Here is a 14,830-nt window from a genome sequence, read left to right as displayed (position 1 = left end):
GATTCTGACAGATTTTCCGCCGACCGAAACCCCTCACGCGCCGCGTGAGGCGTCGAGAAGCTGCAAAAGCTCGCCCGCGAGCGCGCGCGTGACCGGACGGCCGCGCGCGAGGGCCTCCTCGTCGAGCATGCGCACAAAGGCGCGAGCCGCCTCGAGCGAGCGCTCGAGCCGAAGCGCGACATAGTCGACGAGCGTCGCCTCGACCGCCAGCTGACGGTCGCGGAACAGCTTTTCCAGCACGGCGCGAATCAGAGAATCGTCCGGCGCGCCGATTTCTACGACCGGCGCACGACGTAAACGCGACAATAGGTCGGGAAGCGCGATTTTCAACGCCGACGGCGGCCGCTGCGAGGTGACGAGCAGCGTTCCGCCGCTCTCGCGAATGAAATTCATCAAATGAAACAGAGCGGTTTCGTCTGTCACCGCCTCCAGCCCATCGAGCAGCGCAACGGCGCCGGCGAGCCGGCCGGGCTCCGGAATCTCGGTCGGAGAGACGAGAACGGCGCCATTGCGACGCGCGAAAATGGCCCCGAGATGGGTCTTGCCCGATCCCGGCGGCCCGACGAGCAGCAGCGCGCTGTCCGGCCAATCCGGCCAGCGCGAGATCATCTCATAGGCCGCGCGATTGGCGGGCGAGATCAGAAAATCCGCTTCGCCATAGCGCGGCTCGCCGGCCAGATCGAAAAAGAGCTGGGCGGGGCCGCGGCGAGCGTCGCCTTCCGGCATGGGCTCAGCTCTCCCCCGGCGCGGCCGGGCCGAGAAACAGCGCGCTCTGCCGATAGCGCCGCACGGCGAAGCGCAGAATGACGCCGAGCGCCGCCGCAACCGGCGCCGCCAGCAGCAGGCCGGTGAAGCCGAACAACGATCCCGCCGCGAGCAGAGCGAACATCAGCCACACGGGATGCACGCCGATGGAGCCGCCGACGAGGCGCGGCGACAGCACATTGCCGTCGAGGAAGAGGCCCGTGGAGACGACCGCCACCGCCATGGCCAGCAAGCGCCAATCCGGCCAGCCCTGCACCAGCGCGACGATGATCGACAGGACGAAAGCCGTGATCGAGCCGACATAGGGCACGAAGCTGAGCACGCCGGCGCTGACGCCGATGAGAAAGCCGAAATTCAGGCCGATGAGCGACAGGCCGATGCTGTACCACAGGCCCAGGAACAGGCAGACCAGCGCCTGCCCGCGCAGAAAGCCGGCCAGCGCTCTGTCTATGTCGCGGGCGATGGCGCGCACATCGTCGCGATAGCGCGGCGGCGTCAGCTGATCGAGCGTCGCGACCATATCGTCCCAGTCGAGCAAAATGTAGAAGGCGACGACCGGCGTGATCACCACCAGCGAGACCATGTTGACGAGCGCCGCGCCGCCGGAGACCAGCGATTTCAGGAAGGCGCCGCCCATGCGCGCCGCCTCGCTGGCGAGGTCGTTCACATATTTCTGCGTGTCGAGCGAGGCGTCGGAGACCGGCAGGCCGAGCTTCTCATAGACGCTGCGCATGAAGTCGCCGGTGGCCTCGCGGCTGACGCGCGTGAGCAGCCCCTGCAGAGTGGTGAGATAGCCGGGCAGGCTCTCGATGAACTCGCTGAATTGCCGCGTGAGCACGGGCGCGACCAGCAGCACGATCGCCGCCGCCAGCACGACGAACACGGTCAAAATGACAAAAGAGGCGCCGAGGCGCGAGAGGCCGAGCGTCTGCAGCCGATCGGCGACCGGATCGAGCAGATAGCCGAGCGCGAGCCCCGCCAGAAACGGCGCGAGAACCGGGCTCAGAAAATAGAACAGCGCGAAAACGAGAAGAATCGCCGCCGTCCAAAAGGCGAGCCGCCGGTCGAGCCCGTTCGGGACGCGCGCCTCCTCCATCTCACGCTCCGACATCGTCTGGTCCCATGAGCTTGACCCAGCGCCAGAGATAGACGCTGGCGGAAGCGACGGTCAATGCCGCGACCGTAGCCATGACGAGGCTGTCCACGCCGTGGAGCGGAATGGCGAAGGCCTCGCCCGCGAGCACAATGGCCGCGAGCAGCAGCTGCGCCGCCGTCGTGGCCTTGGAGACCGGCAAGGGGCTGAGATCTATCGAACGCGCCAGCAGCCAGGAGACGAACACCGCTCCGACGATCATCACATCGCGCGAGATCACCAGCAGAGCGAGCCAGGGCGGCAGCACGCCCTTGAACGCCAGGGTCGCATAAATGGAGACGATCAGCGCCTTGTCGGCGATGGGGTCGAGCACGGCGCCGAGCTCGGTGCGCAGATCGAAGGTCTTGGCCAGCCAGCCGTCCAGCGCGTCCGACGCTCCGGCGAGAGCGAAGATCGCGAAGGCGGCGCGCCAATGATCGCCGACGATCATGTCGATCGCGGCCGGCGTCAGCACGAGACGCCCGATGGTGATGAAATTCGGCAGCCAGCGCAGGCAGAGAGAACGCATGATCATCATATCTGGCGCGCCGAGGGCTCGGCGCTAGGGCGTATCCGCAGATGTCCGCAGGCGCGTCGCGCGAATGGCGCCGTCGTCGCGACTGTGAGCGCGCGCACACACGCGAAAAGCGGGCGCGCTAATGTGAGGCGTCGCCGCGGCGTCGCTCGCGATTTCGGTCCAGCGCTCCTCCAGGGAATTGACTCATGGCCCAGCAAATTCTCATGAAATTATCGAATGGCGGCTGCTCCAGCTGCGATCCGCCGCCGGCGCCCGGCTTTTCGATCGGCGGCTCCGTCGGCCGCGGCGGCCGCAACCTGCCCGAAGACGTGCGGACGATCCAAGCCGCGCTCAACGGCGTCTGCCCGGCGGATGGCGGGCCGATCTTGAAGCTCGACGTCGATGGAATCGTCGGGCCGATCACCATCGCGGCGATCGAGAAATATCAGAAGCGCCAGCTCGGCTGGTCGGACGGAAGAGTCGATCCCGACGGGCCGACCATTCACGCGCTGAGCGGCCAGAGCGGCGGACAGGCCGCCCCCGCCAAGGCCGGCCCCAAGGCGCCGCCGCCCAAGGCCACGGCGCAGCAAAACGCGCAATTCGTCGAGCGCATCGGCTCGCTGCTGCCGCGCGCGCGCCATTGGATTTCCATGGCGCAGCTCAATATCGACATGGCCTCGGAATATTTGCGTCGCTCGCCGGCGGGGCGCAACGATCCCTTCCCCTCCCTGCACGACATCGGCAGAGGGCAGCTCGCTCTGTTCGACAAATATTTCCATACACACAAGGAGCCGACGACGACGAAGCTGGCGCAATTGCAACGCGCCAAGCGGCTCTATGATTCGATGACCACCGTCATCACCCATTCGCTGCTGCAGGCGCCGATGTTCGGCTGGGGCGTCGGCTATTTCCAGCCCGATCCCGCGGATGGCACGCTCGCCGCGCTCGATTATGTCGCCTACACTTTCTACGGCGGCTGGCAGGCCCGCCGCCCGGACGGCAGGCCGCGCCTCTCCGGCGACGACAATTACAAAGGCGCCAAGAATCTGCGCGAAGACACGATTTTCTTTCCGGTCGGGCAGCTATTGACGAAGACCGATAATTTCATGCTCGAGACGATCATTCACGAGCTGGCGCATTTCGTCGGCCCCGGGGTGAAAAGCCCGGATCGCATCGGCGACCACACCTACGACACCAAGGCGAATTTCCTCACCGTCAACAATTGGACCGCCCTGCACACAGCGGAATGCTACGGCTATTTCGCCGCAGAATCCGCATTGCGCAACGCGATCACCATACCGATCCATTGAGCGGCGGCTCACTTCGACATGCAGGCCTTGATGTCGCTCGAGGCCTTCATCGCCTCGAATGTGTCGGCGCAGAACTTCTCCAATGTCGGGCGCAGCTCGGGATTGGAGGCGTTGGCGCGCAGGCTCATCGCGCCCTCGAGCAGCTCCTTCTGCGCGGCGTGGACATTGGCGCGCGGCAGCTCGACCGAGCATTCCTCATAGCGCTTCAAGAATGTGTCGCAGACTGGAATTCCGGTGGGATCGATAGCGAGCGCCGGCGTGACGAAAAGAACAGCCGCCGCGAGAGAGATGAGACGTTTCACTGCCGAATTTTCCCCTATCGCCCAACCCGGACGTCCCTATAGAGGCTCCCGCCGGAAAAGAAAACGGGCGACGGGCGCGTCGTGCCGCCCGTCGCCCCACTCCGGCGCAAGTGTCTCGCGAACGCCCGAGATTCCTTAAGCTCACAGCCCGGCGAGATAGCCGGTCGGATCGACCGGGGTCGAGCCTTTGCGCAGCTCGAAATGCAGCTGCGGCGAGCCGACATTGCCCGACTGGCCGGATTTGGCGATCGTCTGGCCGCGCTTCACCTGATCGCCGCGCTTCACATCGAGCTCGCCATTATGGGCATAGGCGGAGACGAAGCCATTGGGATGGCGGATCAGCACCAGATTGCCATAGCCCTTGAGCTCGCTGCCGGCATAGGCGACGACGCCGCCCTCGGCCGCCTTCACCTGCGTGCCTTCCGGCACGGAGATGTTGATGCCGTCGTTGCCGCCGGTGTTGAAGCCCTGGATGATGCGGCCGCGCGCCGGCCAGCGGAACTCCGGCCGAGCGTCGGCGGAAGCCGGGGCGGAAGCCGCAGGGGCGGACTTCTCCTCGGCCGCCTGCGCCTGCGGCGGGATCGAGGCGGTCGGCGTCTTGTCGATGCTACGCTGAGCCTGCGGCTGCGGCTGCGGGGCCGGCGCGGCTTCGGCGAAACGCTGCGGCTTCTCGGCCTGCGGCGCGCGCGCGATCGCGGGAGCCGGCTCGGGTTTCTTCTTGGCGCGGACCTCTGGCTCCGGCTTGCGCGCGGGCTCGGCCTGAGCGAGCTTGCGCTGCGGCTCTTGCTTCGCCTTCGCCGGCTCGGGCTCCTTGGTCCGCTGCGCGAGCTGCGCGCGGGCCGGATGCGCCTCGGCCTGCGGCTTCAGCGCGGGAGCCGGCTTCGGCTGCACGGGCGCCTGAGCGACGATCTGCTTTGGCGCGGGCCTCACAGGCTGCGCCTCGGCCTGCTTGATCGGCGCGGGCTTCGCCGGCTTCGCCTCGACCTGCGCCTGCCGGACGGGCGCGGCGCGCGGGCGCTCGGCCACGACGGCGCGCGCCGGAGCGGGCTCCTGCTCGGGCTCGACGCTCGAGGTTTTCCGCTTCGGCTCGACGGGAGCGACCGCTTTCTTCTCGGTCTTGCGATCGCGCACATCCACCGTCTTGACCACAGGCTGCGGCAATGCCTTCGGCTGGGCGACATGGACGGGAGCCGGAGCCGGCGCTGCAGCGACGGGCGCAGCCGGAGCGGCGGAAGCGCGATAGATCGGAATCACCAGCCGCGAGCCGGAATGCACCTCGGCCGGCTTGCCATAGCCATTGACGCGCAGCAGCGCGTCGAGCGGCACGCCATAGCGCGTCGCGATCACGCCGGCCGATTCGCCGTCGGCGACGACCACGGGCGTGCCGCCCTCGGCGCTCCAATGATTATAGGCGCCGGCCATGCGAGTGGGAGCTTGCGCCGGCGCAGGCGCAGCGGCGACGGGAGCGGGCGCAGCCTGGCTCACGGCCTGCTGCGGCGCGAGCGGATGACGCTCGACGACGCTACGGCGCACGGGCTGCGAGATCGTGCCGGTCGGCACGCGATCGACGCGGCCCGCCGGCGCGGAATCCTGGAACGGATTGGTGAAAGGATCGGTGAAACGGGAGGCGTCGGAACAGCCGGCGAGAAGGCCGGCGGCGCCGGCGGCGAACATGAGCCGCTTTGCGACCCGCGACAGAAAAACACGACGCTCAATTGCCATGACGCGACCTACACTCGAACGCTATCCTCACTGTGCTCATTTAGTCACAGCCCGGTTAAGGGAGCGTTTAAGATGAATGCGGGTTCAGCGGCGCCTCGACGAATTTAGGTAAATTCCGGGCGTTCACAGAGCTTTCGCGCGTCCTGTCAGCGCTGCGCCCAGGCGGCACGGGCCGAGATCGCTCGTCGTCCACAGCGCCTCGCCGTCGCGATGCGAGAGCGACAGCCGCTCCAACGGCCGCGCATCCTCGGAATCCGGCGGCGCATGGCGTCCGAAGATCGCCGCCCCGTCCGGCGCGAGCGCGGCCATGACCGCATGCGGCGGCGGCTCGTGAAATGACATATGGAGAATGATGCGGTCGAAATATCCGCGCGTCTCGTCCGCTGCGAGGCCGTCGCCGAACAGCGCCTCGACATTGGCGCAGCCGAGCTCGGCGAGACGTTGGCGCGCCTCTATCGCCAAAGTCTCGTAACGCTCGATCGTCACCACCTCGCGCGCGAGCCGCGACAGCACCGCCGCGCCGAAGCCGGAGCCCGTCCCCACTTCCAGCACGCGATGATGCGGCTCGATTCGCAGCGCCTCGAGCCTGCGCGCGAGATCGGCGGCGGCCGGCATTGTCTGTCCGCAGCCGATCGGCAGCGACATATCGCGAGCGGCGAGATCGCGGAAGCGATGCGGCGCGAACAGCTCGCGCGGAATCGTCTCGAAGGCGCGCATGATGGAGAGGTCGCGCACGCCGGCGCGCCGCAATTGCAGGAGAAGCGCCGCGCGAGCCTCGATCGATTGTCCCTCGTCGGCGCGGTCCTCCATTTGACTCCTATTCGAAAGCGGCGGAGAGCCGCGTCAAGGTCGGATGGTCGGTGAAGTCGAGGCGTAGGGGCGTCACCGAAATCTTATTCGCCTCCACCGCCTCGAGGTCGGTGCCCGGCCCCGGCGTGAAATTGCCGCGCCGGAAGCATATCCAATAATAGGGAATGCCGCGACCGTCCTTGCGATCCTCTATATGCATCAGATCATTGGAGCGCTGGCCCTGCATGGTGACGGCGACGCCCTTCACCTCTTGCGGCGTGCAGTTGGGAAAATTGACATTCATCAGCACGCCCGGCGGAATGCCCGCCGCGACCAGCTTGCGAATGACGTCCGCCGCATGGGTCTCCGCGCAATCCCAGTGGATGTGCCGGCGTCCGGCGAAGAAATCATAGACCTGCGAGAGCGCGATGGAGGGTATGCCGAGCAGCGTGCCCTCTATGGCGCCGGCGATGGTGCCGGAATAGCTGACGTCCTCGGCGAGATTCTGGCCCGAATTGACGCCGGAGAGAATGAGATCCGGCGGCTTGTCGGCGAGCAGCTTGCGCACGCCCATGATGACGCAATCAGTCGGCGTGCCTTTGACGGCGAAATGCCGCGAGGAGATTTCGCGCAGACGCAGCGGATCATTGATGGAGAGCGAATGCGCGACGCCCGATTGCTCGCTCTCCGGCGCGACGACGAAGACATCGTCGGTGAGGCTGCGCGCGACGCGCTCGGCCAGCGCGAGGCCGGCGCCATGGATTCCGTCGTCATTGGTGATGAGGATGCGCATAGGCTCACAAACGCTGATCGTTGGCGCTCCTTCTCCCACTCGTGGGAGAAGGTGGCCCTCGCGTCAGCGAGGGTCGGATGAGGGCTCGTCGAGCTCGACACGAGTCTTCGCCTCACGCGAAGGACCCTCATCCGCCCCCGCTTAGCGGGGCCACCTTCTCCCGCAGGCGGGAGAAGGAAGCGCGCACATAGATTTCGCTAAGGGCTACCGCGCCGCGGCGATTCGCTCCAGCCCGCCCATATAGGGGCGCAGCACCGTCGGCACTGTGACGGAGCCGTCGGCCTCCTGATAATTCTCCAGAACCGCGACCAACGCGCGACCCACGGCGACGCCGGAGCCGTTGAGCGTATGCACGAAGCGCGTCGCCTTGCCCTCGGCGGGACGGAAGCGGGCGTTCATGCGCCGCGCCTGGAAATCGCCGCAGACCGAGCAGGAGGAAATCTCGCGATATTTCCCCTGCCCCGGCAGCCACACCTCGAGGTCGTAGGTCTTCTGCGAGGCGAAGCCCATATCGCCGGTGCAGAGCGTCACCTTGCGATAGGGCAGCTCGAGCAGCTGCAGCACTTTCTCCGCGCAGCCGGTCATGCGCTCATGCTCCTCGAGCGATTGCTCGGGCGTGGTGATGGAGACGAGCTCGACCTTATAGAACTGATGCTGACGGATCATGCCGCGCGTGTCGCGCCCCGCAGCGCCCGCCTCGGCGCGGAAGCAATAAGTGCCGGCGGTGAAGCGCAGAGGGAGCTGCGATTCGTCGAGGATCGATTCGCGCACGAGATTGGTGAGCGGGACCTCGGCCGTCGGCACGAGCCAATATTCGCTCGCCGGCTCCTCCGACTGTCCATCGCCGCGACCTGCCGTCACGGAGAACTGATCGTCGCGGAACTTCGGCAGTTGCGCCGTGCCGAACATCGCGTCGTCACGCACCAGCAGCGGCGGAGCCACTTCCGTATAGCCGTGCTCGCCCGTATGCAGATCGAGCATGAATTGCGCGAGCGCGCGCTCCAGCCGCGCGATTCCGCCCTTGTTCACGACGAAGCGCGCGCCGGACAGCTTGGAGGCGCTCTCGAAATCCATGAGCTTCAGGCCTTCGCCGATGTCGAAATGCTCTTTCGGCGGATAGTTGAATTTACGCGGCTCGCCCCAGAGCAGAACCTCGACATTGTCGTGCTCGTCCTTGCCTTCCGGCACTTGCTCGAGCGGCGTGTTGGGAATCTCCGACAGCGCCTTGTCCAGCGCAGCGCTCGCCTCGCGCTCCTTCTGCTCGAGCTGCGGGAAGTCCTCCTTCAGCTTCGCGACTTCCGCCTTCAGCGCCTCGGCGCGGGCGGCGTCCTTCTCGCGCATGGCGAGGCCGATCTCTTTCGAGGCGGCGTTGCGTCGCTCCTGCGCCGCCTGCAAAGCCGCGATGGCCGTACGGCGTACGTCATCGAGCGCGAAGAGGCTTTCCGCCAGAGGCGGGAGATTGCGGCGGCGGCGGCCATTGTCGAAAGCTTCCGCATTATCGCGAATAAATTTGATGTCGTGCATGAGAATCGATCCGCCGACTGGTGCGAGGCCCTCGTCCGACCCGGCTGCGCCGGGCTGCCTTCTCCCGCAAGTGGGAGAAGGCAGCGGCCGACGTTGAGGGGCGCGAATCCTTCTCCCACTCGTGGGAGAAGGTGGCCCTCGCGTCAGCGAGGGTCGGATGAGGGTCCTTGTCCCTCGAGCAGAACGAAGGGTCAACCCGCGGCTTGCTGTTCCTCGGCCGCCGCCCGCTTCTTCTCGATCCAGCGCACGGAAATGATCGACGCCTCGTAGAGCAGCAGGCCAGGTATGGCGAGCGCCAGCTGGCTGAACACGTCGGGCGGCGTCAGCACCGCCGCCACGATGAAGACGAGGACGATCGCATAGCGACGCTTCTCGGACAAAAATTTCGACGAGACGATGCCGATCTGGCCGAGCAGCGTCAGCGCCACCGGCAGCTGGAAGACGACGCCGAAAGCGAGCACCAGCGTCATGATGAGCGACAAATATTCTGACACGCGCGGCAATAGCTCGATCTGCGCCTTCCCCGGCTCATTGGCCTGCTGCATCGAAATGAAGAAATGCAGCAGATTGGGCATGACCAGAAAATAGACGACGATCGCGCCCAGCGCGAAAAAGACCGGCGTGGCGACGAGATAGGGACGAAACGCCTGCCGCTCGTGCCGATAGAGGCCGGGCGCGACGAAGGCGTAGAGCTGTCCGATGACGATCGGGCAGGAGATGAAGGCCGCGGCGAACATCGCCACTTTGATCTGCGTGAAGAAATATTCCTGCGGCGCCGTGTAGATGAGCTTGGCCTCCGGCCCCGCCGCCATCGTATAGGGCACGACCAGGAGATTGTAGATGTCCTTGGCGAAGAAGAAGGCCAGGATGAAGGCGCCGAAAAACGCCAGCAGCGCTCGGATCAGCCGCTCGCGCAGCTCCATCAAATGCTCAAGGAGCGGCGCCTTGGTGGCGTCGATGTCGGCGTCGGTCATTTCGGCTGGCTTTCGGGCGGCGTCTCGGCCTCGCTCGTCGGCGCAGGCTCGCTCGCAGCGTGAGGCTCGGCCTGCGCTTCGAGGGCCGGCTCAGCGGCTGTGCTCTTATCGCCTTGCGGCGGGGCGGGCGGGCCTTCGATCGCGCCGACGATCTGCTCGCGCGCTTGCTTGAGCGGATCGAAGGCGACGTCGCCGACGCCGGCGAAGGCCGAATCGACCTCGCTCTTCAAATCCTTATGCACGTCGGCGAGATCGGCCTCGCGCATCGCATCCATGAACTGGCCTTGGAAATCGGCCGCCATGCGCCGCATGCGCCCGGTGATCTGGCCGATCTGGCGCAATACGCGCGGCAGGTCCTTGGTCGGAATCGCGACGAGCGCGACGATGCCGATGACGATCAGCTTTCCGGGATCGAGATCGAACATGGTCTTCTCGAGAGCCTGCCCGCGGCAGGCGAAACAAGGGTGGCGTCAGGCCTTTTTCGCTTCGGCCGTCTTATCGGCGTGAAGCGTCGTCTGGCTCGCGAGCGGCTGATGCTCCAGCGATTTCGCCGGCTCCTCGGCCTTCGCCTCGGTGTCGTCTTCGGCGAGGCCCTTCTTGAAGGCCTTGATGCCCTTGGCGACGTCGCCCATGACGTCGGAAATCTTGAAGCGGCCGCCGAACAGGATGAAGGCCACGCCGCCGACGATAATCCAATGCCAGATCGACAGACCGCCCATGGCGCGAACCTCCCACTCGTCTTTCGTGGACCGGCGAGGCCGGCCGAAACTTCTCGGAACCTAGGACGCCGGACGCGCAAAAACAAGTTGGATGAGGCGCCCTGCGTCGAATTCTCCGACGCTTTAGGTAGGATTTCGATTTGACCCGGGCGAGACGGGGCGAAAGCGCTCTATTCCTCGATCGGTTCGGGCTCCTCCGGCGCGTCTGGCTCTTGCAGAAAATCCATCTCGAGCGCCGCCTCGGCGTCGCCCTCCAACGGATCCTCGTCCTCCTTGAGCGTGGCGTCGTCGGTCGGCTGCGGCACATCGAAGCCCTTGGGCAGGCGGCCATCGAAGAGGCCGGCGCCTTTCAGCTCGTCGAGGCCGGGCAGATCGCCGATCTGCTCCAGGCCGAACTGCATGAGGAACGCGTCGGTCGTGCCATAGGTGAGCGGACGCCCCGGCGCGCGGCGACGGCCGCGCAGGCGAATCCACCCGGTTTCCAGCAGCACGTCCAGCGTGCCCTTGGCCACGGCGACGCCTCTTATGTCCTCGATCTCGGCGCGCGTCACCGGCTGGTGATAGGCGACGATGGCGAGCGTCTCCAGCGCGGCGCGGGACAGCTTCTTCTGCTCCACCTGCTCGCGCGCCAGCACCCAGCCGAGATCGGCCGCGGTGCGGAAAAACCATTTGTGGCCGGCGCGGGTCAGCGTCACGCCGCGCTCGGCGTAATCCTGCTTCAGCCGCGCCAGCACGGCCTCGACATTGGTTCCGTCCGGCAGCCGGCGGGCGATCTCCGTCTCGTCGAGCGGCTCGCTGGCCGCAAAAAGCAGCGCCTCGGCGATGCGGGAAGCCTCGCGCAGCGCCGCCGCCTCTTGATCGAGGGTCACATCGTCTTCGAACAGTTCGACGGGTCGCAAGGCTCGCGCCAAATTTCTTCTCCCTGGCCTTTGGATCGGAGCCCTATGGCTCACGCCTCCGAGGCTTCGCTTGGCGAGTCCGAAGGCTCGCGGTCCAGTTCCGTTTCCCGCCGCCGCAGCCAGATCGGCGCGAAGGCGCGGTCCTGGCGAATGTCGAACCGCCCTTCCCGCACCATTTCCAGCGAAGCGGAAAAAGACGAGGCGCGGACGGTGCGCGCCGTTTGAATATCCACACAAAAAGCCAAAAGATAATCGTCGAGCGCGGTCCATTGGGCCGCGATTCCGGCGAGCCGCTCCAGCGTCTCGCGCGCCTCCGCCAGCGACCAGACATTGCGCTGGCGTAGCGTGACCTTGGAGATCGCCTGCTTCTGCCTTTGGCGGGCGTAGGCCGAAAGAAGATCATAGAGACTGGCCGTGAAGGTCGAGTTCGTCTTGGTCTCTATGCCCTCCGGCCCGCCGCGCAGAAACATGTCGCGGCCGAGCCGCGCGCGCTCCTGAAGCTTGTCCGACGCCGCGCGGATCGCCTCCAGCCGGCGCAAGCGATCGGCGAGCGCCGCGGCCAGCTCTGCGGCGGAGGGCTCCTCGCCCGTCTTTGGCTGCTCCGGCAGCAGCAGGCGCGATTTCAGATAGGCGAGCCAGGCGGCCATCACCAGATAATCGGCGGCCAGCTCCAGCCGGACGCGCCGCGCCTCCTCGACGAAGGCGAGATATTGCTCGGCCAGCGCCAAAATGGAAATGCGGGCGAGATCGACCTTCTGGCGGCGGGCGAGCTCGAGCAGCAGGTCGAGCGGGCCTTCGAAACCGTCCACATCGACGAGGAAGGCGGGCTCCGCCTCCGCGCGCTCATGTTCTCCGGCGATGTCGAAAGCCAAATCCTGCGCCATCTCGCCTCACGGCGTCGTCTCACGCCTCCGCCCATCGGGAAGGCGAGAGATTGGGCCGATCAGACGCCGGCCGCAAGAGCCGCGTCGAGCTGGCGGGCGCCGTCCACAGGATCGAATTCCTTCGGCGCGGCGATTCTCGCTTTCGCCGCACGCGCCCGCTCCAGCGCCCGGCCGGCGAGATCGCCAGCCCCTTCCGCCACGGCGCGGGCCTCGGCGAGATCGCCGTTGCAATGCAGGACCACATCGCAGCCGGCGGCGATCGCGCCCTCGGCGCGCGCGCGAAAGCCGCCCGAGAGCGCCTTCATCGAGAGATCGTCGGTCATCAGCAGGCCGTCGAAACCGATGAGGGAACGAATAATCCCTTCGATCACGGCTTTGGAGAGCGTGCCCGGAAGCTCGGGATCGATGGCCCGATAGACGACATGGGCGGTCATGCCGAGCGGCAGATCGGCGTCGGCGCAGAAGGGAATGAAATCCTGCGCCTCCAGCTCGGCGCGGGAGGCGTCGACGACGGGCAGCTCGAGATGGCTGTCCGCCCGCGCCCGTCCATGGCCGGGGATATGCTTGATGACCGGCAGCACGCCGCCATCGAGCAGCCCCTCCGCCGCGGCGCGGCCGAGCCGCGCGATCTCGGTGGGAACGCGGCTATAGGCGCGGTCGCCGATGATATTGTGGGAGCCGTCCACCGGCGTGTCGAGAACCGGCAGGCAATCGACGTCGATGCCGACCTCGCGCAGATCATGGGCGATCAGTCGCGCGCCGAGCCGGACGAGCGCAGCCGTCTCCTCGGGCGGAAGCCCCAGCCTCTCGAAGGCGGCGGCGGCGGGATAGGCGCGCCAGACCGGCGGGCCGAGACGCTGGACGCGCCCGCCCTCCTGATCGACGAGAATGGGGGCGTCGGTCCCCAGCGCCTCGCGGATTTCCGCAGTGAGGGCGGAAAGCTGCTCGCGCGAGGCGACATTGCGCTTGAACAGGATCGCGCCCCAGGGCTGCGCCTCGCGCAGGAAGGATTTCTCCTCCTGCGAGAGGGCGAGGCCGGCGCAGCCGCAGATGAAAGCGCGCGTCACGGAGCCGCTGTCTCCATCAATTGGCGGCGACGAAGCAGGAGCCGCCGGAGGCCTTGACCTTCTCGCAGACGCCGACAGCAGCCTCGCGGCTCATGCCGGCGGCGCGGACGCGATAGACGCTCTTCTCGCCGACCTTGGCGAGGCGGAAGCCGAGCCGCTTGCCGCCGAGCTGGGCGCTGTATTTGGAATTCACCGTCTGCATCAGCCGGCGGGCCTCGTCCTCCGAGCCGGCGGCGCCGAATTGCACGGCGAAGCCGCCATTGCCGCCAGTCGCGGCCTCCGGCTGCGCCGATTCGAGGGCGGCGGTCTGCTCGGGAGCGGCGGCCGTCGGGGTGGCGGGCTTGGGACGCGGCGGCTGCGCGACCTTGGGGGTCGTCGCCGGCTTGGCCGGACCCTTGGGCGTCGCGGTCGGCGGCTCGGCCGCGGCGTCGACGGCGCTCGGACGGGCGGCGAGGGACGGCGGCCGCGCCGGGGGAGCGACATTGACGGGACGGGCGATCGCCGGCGTCGGCGCGTCGTGATCGATGACGGTGCCGTCGGGCCGCACCGAGACGGTCTTCACCCGCCGCGGCTCGGCGCCATAGGGATTATTGGGGCCGCCGGCCGGGGCGGCCTCGTGCGGCGCGTCGACCGGCCCGTCGCCGAGCTTGACGACGCGCACCGCCGCCGCCGGATCGACGGGCTGCTCCTGCTTGGAGACGACCTTCTTGACCGGAGCGGTCTGATTGCGATCGAGCACGGCGGCGCCGCGTTGGGGCGCGGCGGCCTCGGCGACGGTGGAGGGCTGCACCTTGGCCGGCCCTTCCGGCGCCTTTATGGTGGCCAGCTCCTGCGGGGCCACGATGCCGCCGCGATGGCCCAAGGCCAGGCCGACGCTCACCGCGCCGACGCCGGCGAGAGCGACGACCGCATGCCACGGCCGCAGCCGATCGCGCAAAGCGCCGAAAAAGCCTCTGCGCTCGCGTGGTTCGTCATAGGGCTCGTCCTCGACGCCATAGTCGAGATAGTCCTGCTGATCCTGATGCGCCCACTGACCCTCGCCGGGCGAGCGCACGGCGTAATAGTCGTCGGACTGCGATTGCTGCTGCGCCGCCGGCGAAAGCGGCGGCGGCGATAAGGGCGACGGCGAGACCGGCGGCAGAGCCCCGCGCAGCTCGGCCGTATCGAAAACGTCTCTGTCTCTCTGGCTCACGGCCGGCTCCCGACGCTGCTGGTCGGCGAAGACTCTACCATAAGGATCGGCCGCGCCGGCCGTCTCGTCGCCGTGCAGCAGCCGCGCCAGCTCGGCGAGCGGATCGCTCTTCGCCTCGCTCCTGCCCGCCTGATTCTCTTGCGGCTCGCCGCCACGCAGGCGCCGCTCGAACTCGCTGATGTCGATGGAAGGCCCTCGGGCCGTCGCCTCGCGCATGATGCACCTTCCTGCTCACTACCCG

General features: G+C 67.1%; 16 protein-coding genes. 1 reads left to right on the top strand and 15 read right to left on the bottom strand.

The window, feature by feature from the left end; genetic code table 11:
- Nucleotides 1-33: 33 nt before the first annotated feature.
- From METLW3_RS0110580 to METLW3_RS0110570, 3 genes are read right to left on the bottom strand one after another with little or no spacing between them, the layout of a single operon-like run.
- Nucleotides 34-726, bottom strand: a complete 693-nt coding sequence (locus METLW3_RS0110580; protein WP_024879891.1) for a DnaA/Hda family protein — start codon at nt 724-726, stop codon at nt 34-36.
- 4 nt (nt 727-730) lie between these two features.
- On the bottom strand, nt 731-1,876 hold the full coding sequence (locus METLW3_RS0110575; RefSeq protein ID WP_024879890.1) for an AI-2E family transporter: 1,146 nt from the start codon (nt 1,874-1,876) through the stop codon (nt 731-733).
- Nucleotides 1,863-2,432 (bottom strand): CDP-alcohol phosphatidyltransferase family protein, encoded by a 570-nt coding sequence (locus METLW3_RS0110570; RefSeq protein WP_083967416.1) that lies wholly within the window; start codon nt 2,430-2,432, stop codon nt 1,863-1,865. Before METLW3_RS0110570 ends, METLW3_RS0110575 begins: the two co-directional genes overlap by 14 nt.
- A gap of 188 nt (nt 2,433-2,620) precedes the next feature.
- Here METLW3_RS0110570 and METLW3_RS0110565 point away from each other — a divergent pair, with 188 nt between their 5' ends.
- A complete protein-coding gene (locus METLW3_RS0110565; protein ID WP_024879888.1) occupies nt 2,621-3,724 on the top strand; it encodes a peptidoglycan-binding domain-containing protein in 1,104 nt (367 codons plus the stop codon).
- An 8-nt stretch (nt 3,725-3,732) separates the two neighbouring features.
- Here METLW3_RS0110565 and METLW3_RS0110560 read toward each other — a convergent pair whose 3' ends face one another.
- The 12 genes from METLW3_RS0110560 to METLW3_RS0110505 all read right to left on the bottom strand — a co-directional run bounded on the left by METLW3_RS0110560 (nt 3,733) and on the right by METLW3_RS0110505 (nt 14,805).
- The gene (locus METLW3_RS0110560; protein ID WP_024879887.1) at nt 3,733-4,026 is read right to left on the bottom strand and encodes a hypothetical protein; all 294 of its coding nucleotides are present in this window, start codon (nt 4,024-4,026) and stop codon (nt 3,733-3,735) included.
- 141 nt (nt 4,027-4,167) lie between these two features.
- The gene (locus tag METLW3_RS0110555) at nt 4,168-5,700 is read right to left on the bottom strand and encodes a peptidoglycan DD-metalloendopeptidase family protein (RefSeq protein WP_051465514.1); all 1,533 of its coding nucleotides are present in this window, start codon (nt 5,698-5,700) and stop codon (nt 4,168-4,170) included.
- A 171-nt stretch (nt 5,701-5,871) separates the two neighbouring features.
- Nucleotides 5,872-6,558 (bottom strand): methyltransferase domain-containing protein, encoded by a 687-nt coding sequence (locus tag METLW3_RS0110550; RefSeq protein ID WP_024879885.1) that lies wholly within the window; start codon nt 6,556-6,558, stop codon nt 5,872-5,874.
- Between the two features lie 7 nt (nt 6,559-6,565).
- On the bottom strand, nt 6,566-7,330 hold the full coding sequence (gene surE, locus METLW3_RS0110545; protein ID WP_024879884.1) for a 5'/3'-nucleotidase SurE: 765 nt from the start codon (nt 7,328-7,330) through the stop codon (nt 6,566-6,568).
- 204 nt (nt 7,331-7,534) lie between these two features.
- A complete protein-coding gene (serS, locus tag METLW3_RS0110540) occupies nt 7,535-8,854 on the bottom strand; it encodes a serine--tRNA ligase (protein WP_024879883.1) in 1,320 nt (439 codons plus the stop codon).
- Nucleotides 8,855-9,045: 191 nt separating this feature from the next.
- Complete coding sequence (tatC, locus tag METLW3_RS0110535) at nt 9,046-9,828, bottom strand: twin-arginine translocase subunit TatC (RefSeq protein WP_024879882.1); 783 nt, start codon at nt 9,826-9,828, stop codon at nt 9,046-9,048.
- Nucleotides 9,825-10,253, bottom strand: coding sequence for a protein translocase TatA (locus METLW3_RS0110530; protein WP_024879881.1), 429 nt, complete (start codon nt 10,251-10,253; stop codon nt 9,825-9,827). The genes tatC and METLW3_RS0110530 overlap by 4 nt, the downstream gene beginning before the upstream one ends.
- 45 nt (nt 10,254-10,298) lie before the next feature.
- The gene (locus METLW3_RS0110525; protein ID WP_024879880.1) at nt 10,299-10,547 is read right to left on the bottom strand and encodes a twin-arginine translocase TatA/TatE family subunit; all 249 of its coding nucleotides are present in this window, start codon (nt 10,545-10,547) and stop codon (nt 10,299-10,301) included.
- 170 nt (nt 10,548-10,717) lie between these two features.
- Complete coding sequence (gene scpB / locus METLW3_RS0110520) at nt 10,718-11,458, bottom strand: SMC-Scp complex subunit ScpB (protein ID WP_024879879.1); 741 nt, start codon at nt 11,456-11,458, stop codon at nt 10,718-10,720.
- 38 nt (nt 11,459-11,496) lie between these two features.
- Nucleotides 11,497-12,330 (bottom strand): ScpA family protein, encoded by an 834-nt coding sequence (locus METLW3_RS0110515; RefSeq protein ID WP_024879878.1) that lies wholly within the window; start codon nt 12,328-12,330, stop codon nt 11,497-11,499.
- A 59-nt stretch (nt 12,331-12,389) separates the two neighbouring features.
- Nucleotides 12,390-13,397 carry a beta-N-acetylhexosaminidase gene (gene nagZ / locus METLW3_RS0110510; protein ID WP_024879877.1) on the bottom strand — a complete coding sequence of 336 codons (1,008 nt, stop codon included), beginning with the start codon at nt 13,395-13,397 and terminating at the stop codon, nt 12,390-12,392.
- Nucleotides 13,398-13,413: 16 nt separating this feature from the next.
- Nucleotides 13,414-14,805 (bottom strand): SPOR domain-containing protein, encoded by a 1,392-nt coding sequence (locus METLW3_RS0110505; protein WP_024879876.1) that lies wholly within the window; start codon nt 14,803-14,805, stop codon nt 13,414-13,416.
- Nucleotides 14,806-14,830 lie beyond the last annotated feature (25 nt).

The organism is Methylosinus sp. LW3 (assembly GCF_000527115.1).
GTDB lineage: Bacteria > Pseudomonadota > Alphaproteobacteria > Rhizobiales > Beijerinckiaceae > Methylosinus.
Note: the sequence above shows the minus strand (reverse complement) of the source record. Positions and strands in the feature narration are given on the sequence as shown.

Bases quoted from the DNA above. Each gene is read 5' to 3' on its own strand.
- METLW3_RS0110575 (WP_024879890.1), bottom strand. From the start codon at position 1,876: ATGTCGGAGCGTGAGATGGAGGAGGCGCGCGTCCCGAACGGGCTCGAC.
- METLW3_RS0110580 (WP_024879891.1), bottom strand. From the start codon at position 726: ATGCCGGAAGGCGACGCTCGCCGCGGCCCCGCCCAGCTCTTTTTCGAT.
- METLW3_RS0110555 (WP_051465514.1), bottom strand. From the start codon at position 5,700: ATGTTCGCCGCCGGCGCCGCCGGCCTTCTCGCCGGCTGTTCCGACGCC.
- METLW3_RS0110505 (WP_024879876.1), bottom strand. From the start codon at position 14,805: ATGCGCGAGGCGACGGCCCGAGGGCCTTCCATCGACATCAGCGAGTTC.
- tatC (WP_024879882.1), bottom strand. From the start codon at position 9,828: ATGACCGACGCCGACATCGACGCCACCAAGGCGCCGCTCCTTGAGCAT.
- surE (WP_024879884.1), bottom strand. From the start codon at position 7,330: ATGCGCATCCTCATCACCAATGACGACGGAATCCATGGCGCCGGCCTC.
- METLW3_RS0110565 (WP_024879888.1), top strand. From the start codon at position 2,621: ATGGCCCAGCAAATTCTCATGAAATTATCGAATGGCGGCTGCTCCAGC.
- METLW3_RS0110570 (WP_083967416.1), bottom strand. From the start codon at position 2,432: ATGATCATGCGTTCTCTCTGCCTGCGCTGGCTGCCGAATTTCATCACC.
- METLW3_RS0110550 (WP_024879885.1), bottom strand. From the start codon at position 6,558: ATGGAGGACCGCGCCGACGAGGGACAATCGATCGAGGCTCGCGCGGCG.
- METLW3_RS0110530 (WP_024879881.1), bottom strand. From the start codon at position 10,253: ATGTTCGATCTCGATCCCGGAAAGCTGATCGTCATCGGCATCGTCGCG.
- METLW3_RS0110515 (WP_024879878.1), bottom strand. From the start codon at position 12,330: ATGGCGCAGGATTTGGCTTTCGACATCGCCGGAGAACATGAGCGCGCG.
- serS (WP_024879883.1), bottom strand. From the start codon at position 8,854: ATGCACGACATCAAATTTATTCGCGATAATGCGGAAGCTTTCGACAAT.
- METLW3_RS0110525 (WP_024879880.1), bottom strand. From the start codon at position 10,547: ATGGGCGGTCTGTCGATCTGGCATTGGATTATCGTCGGCGGCGTGGCC.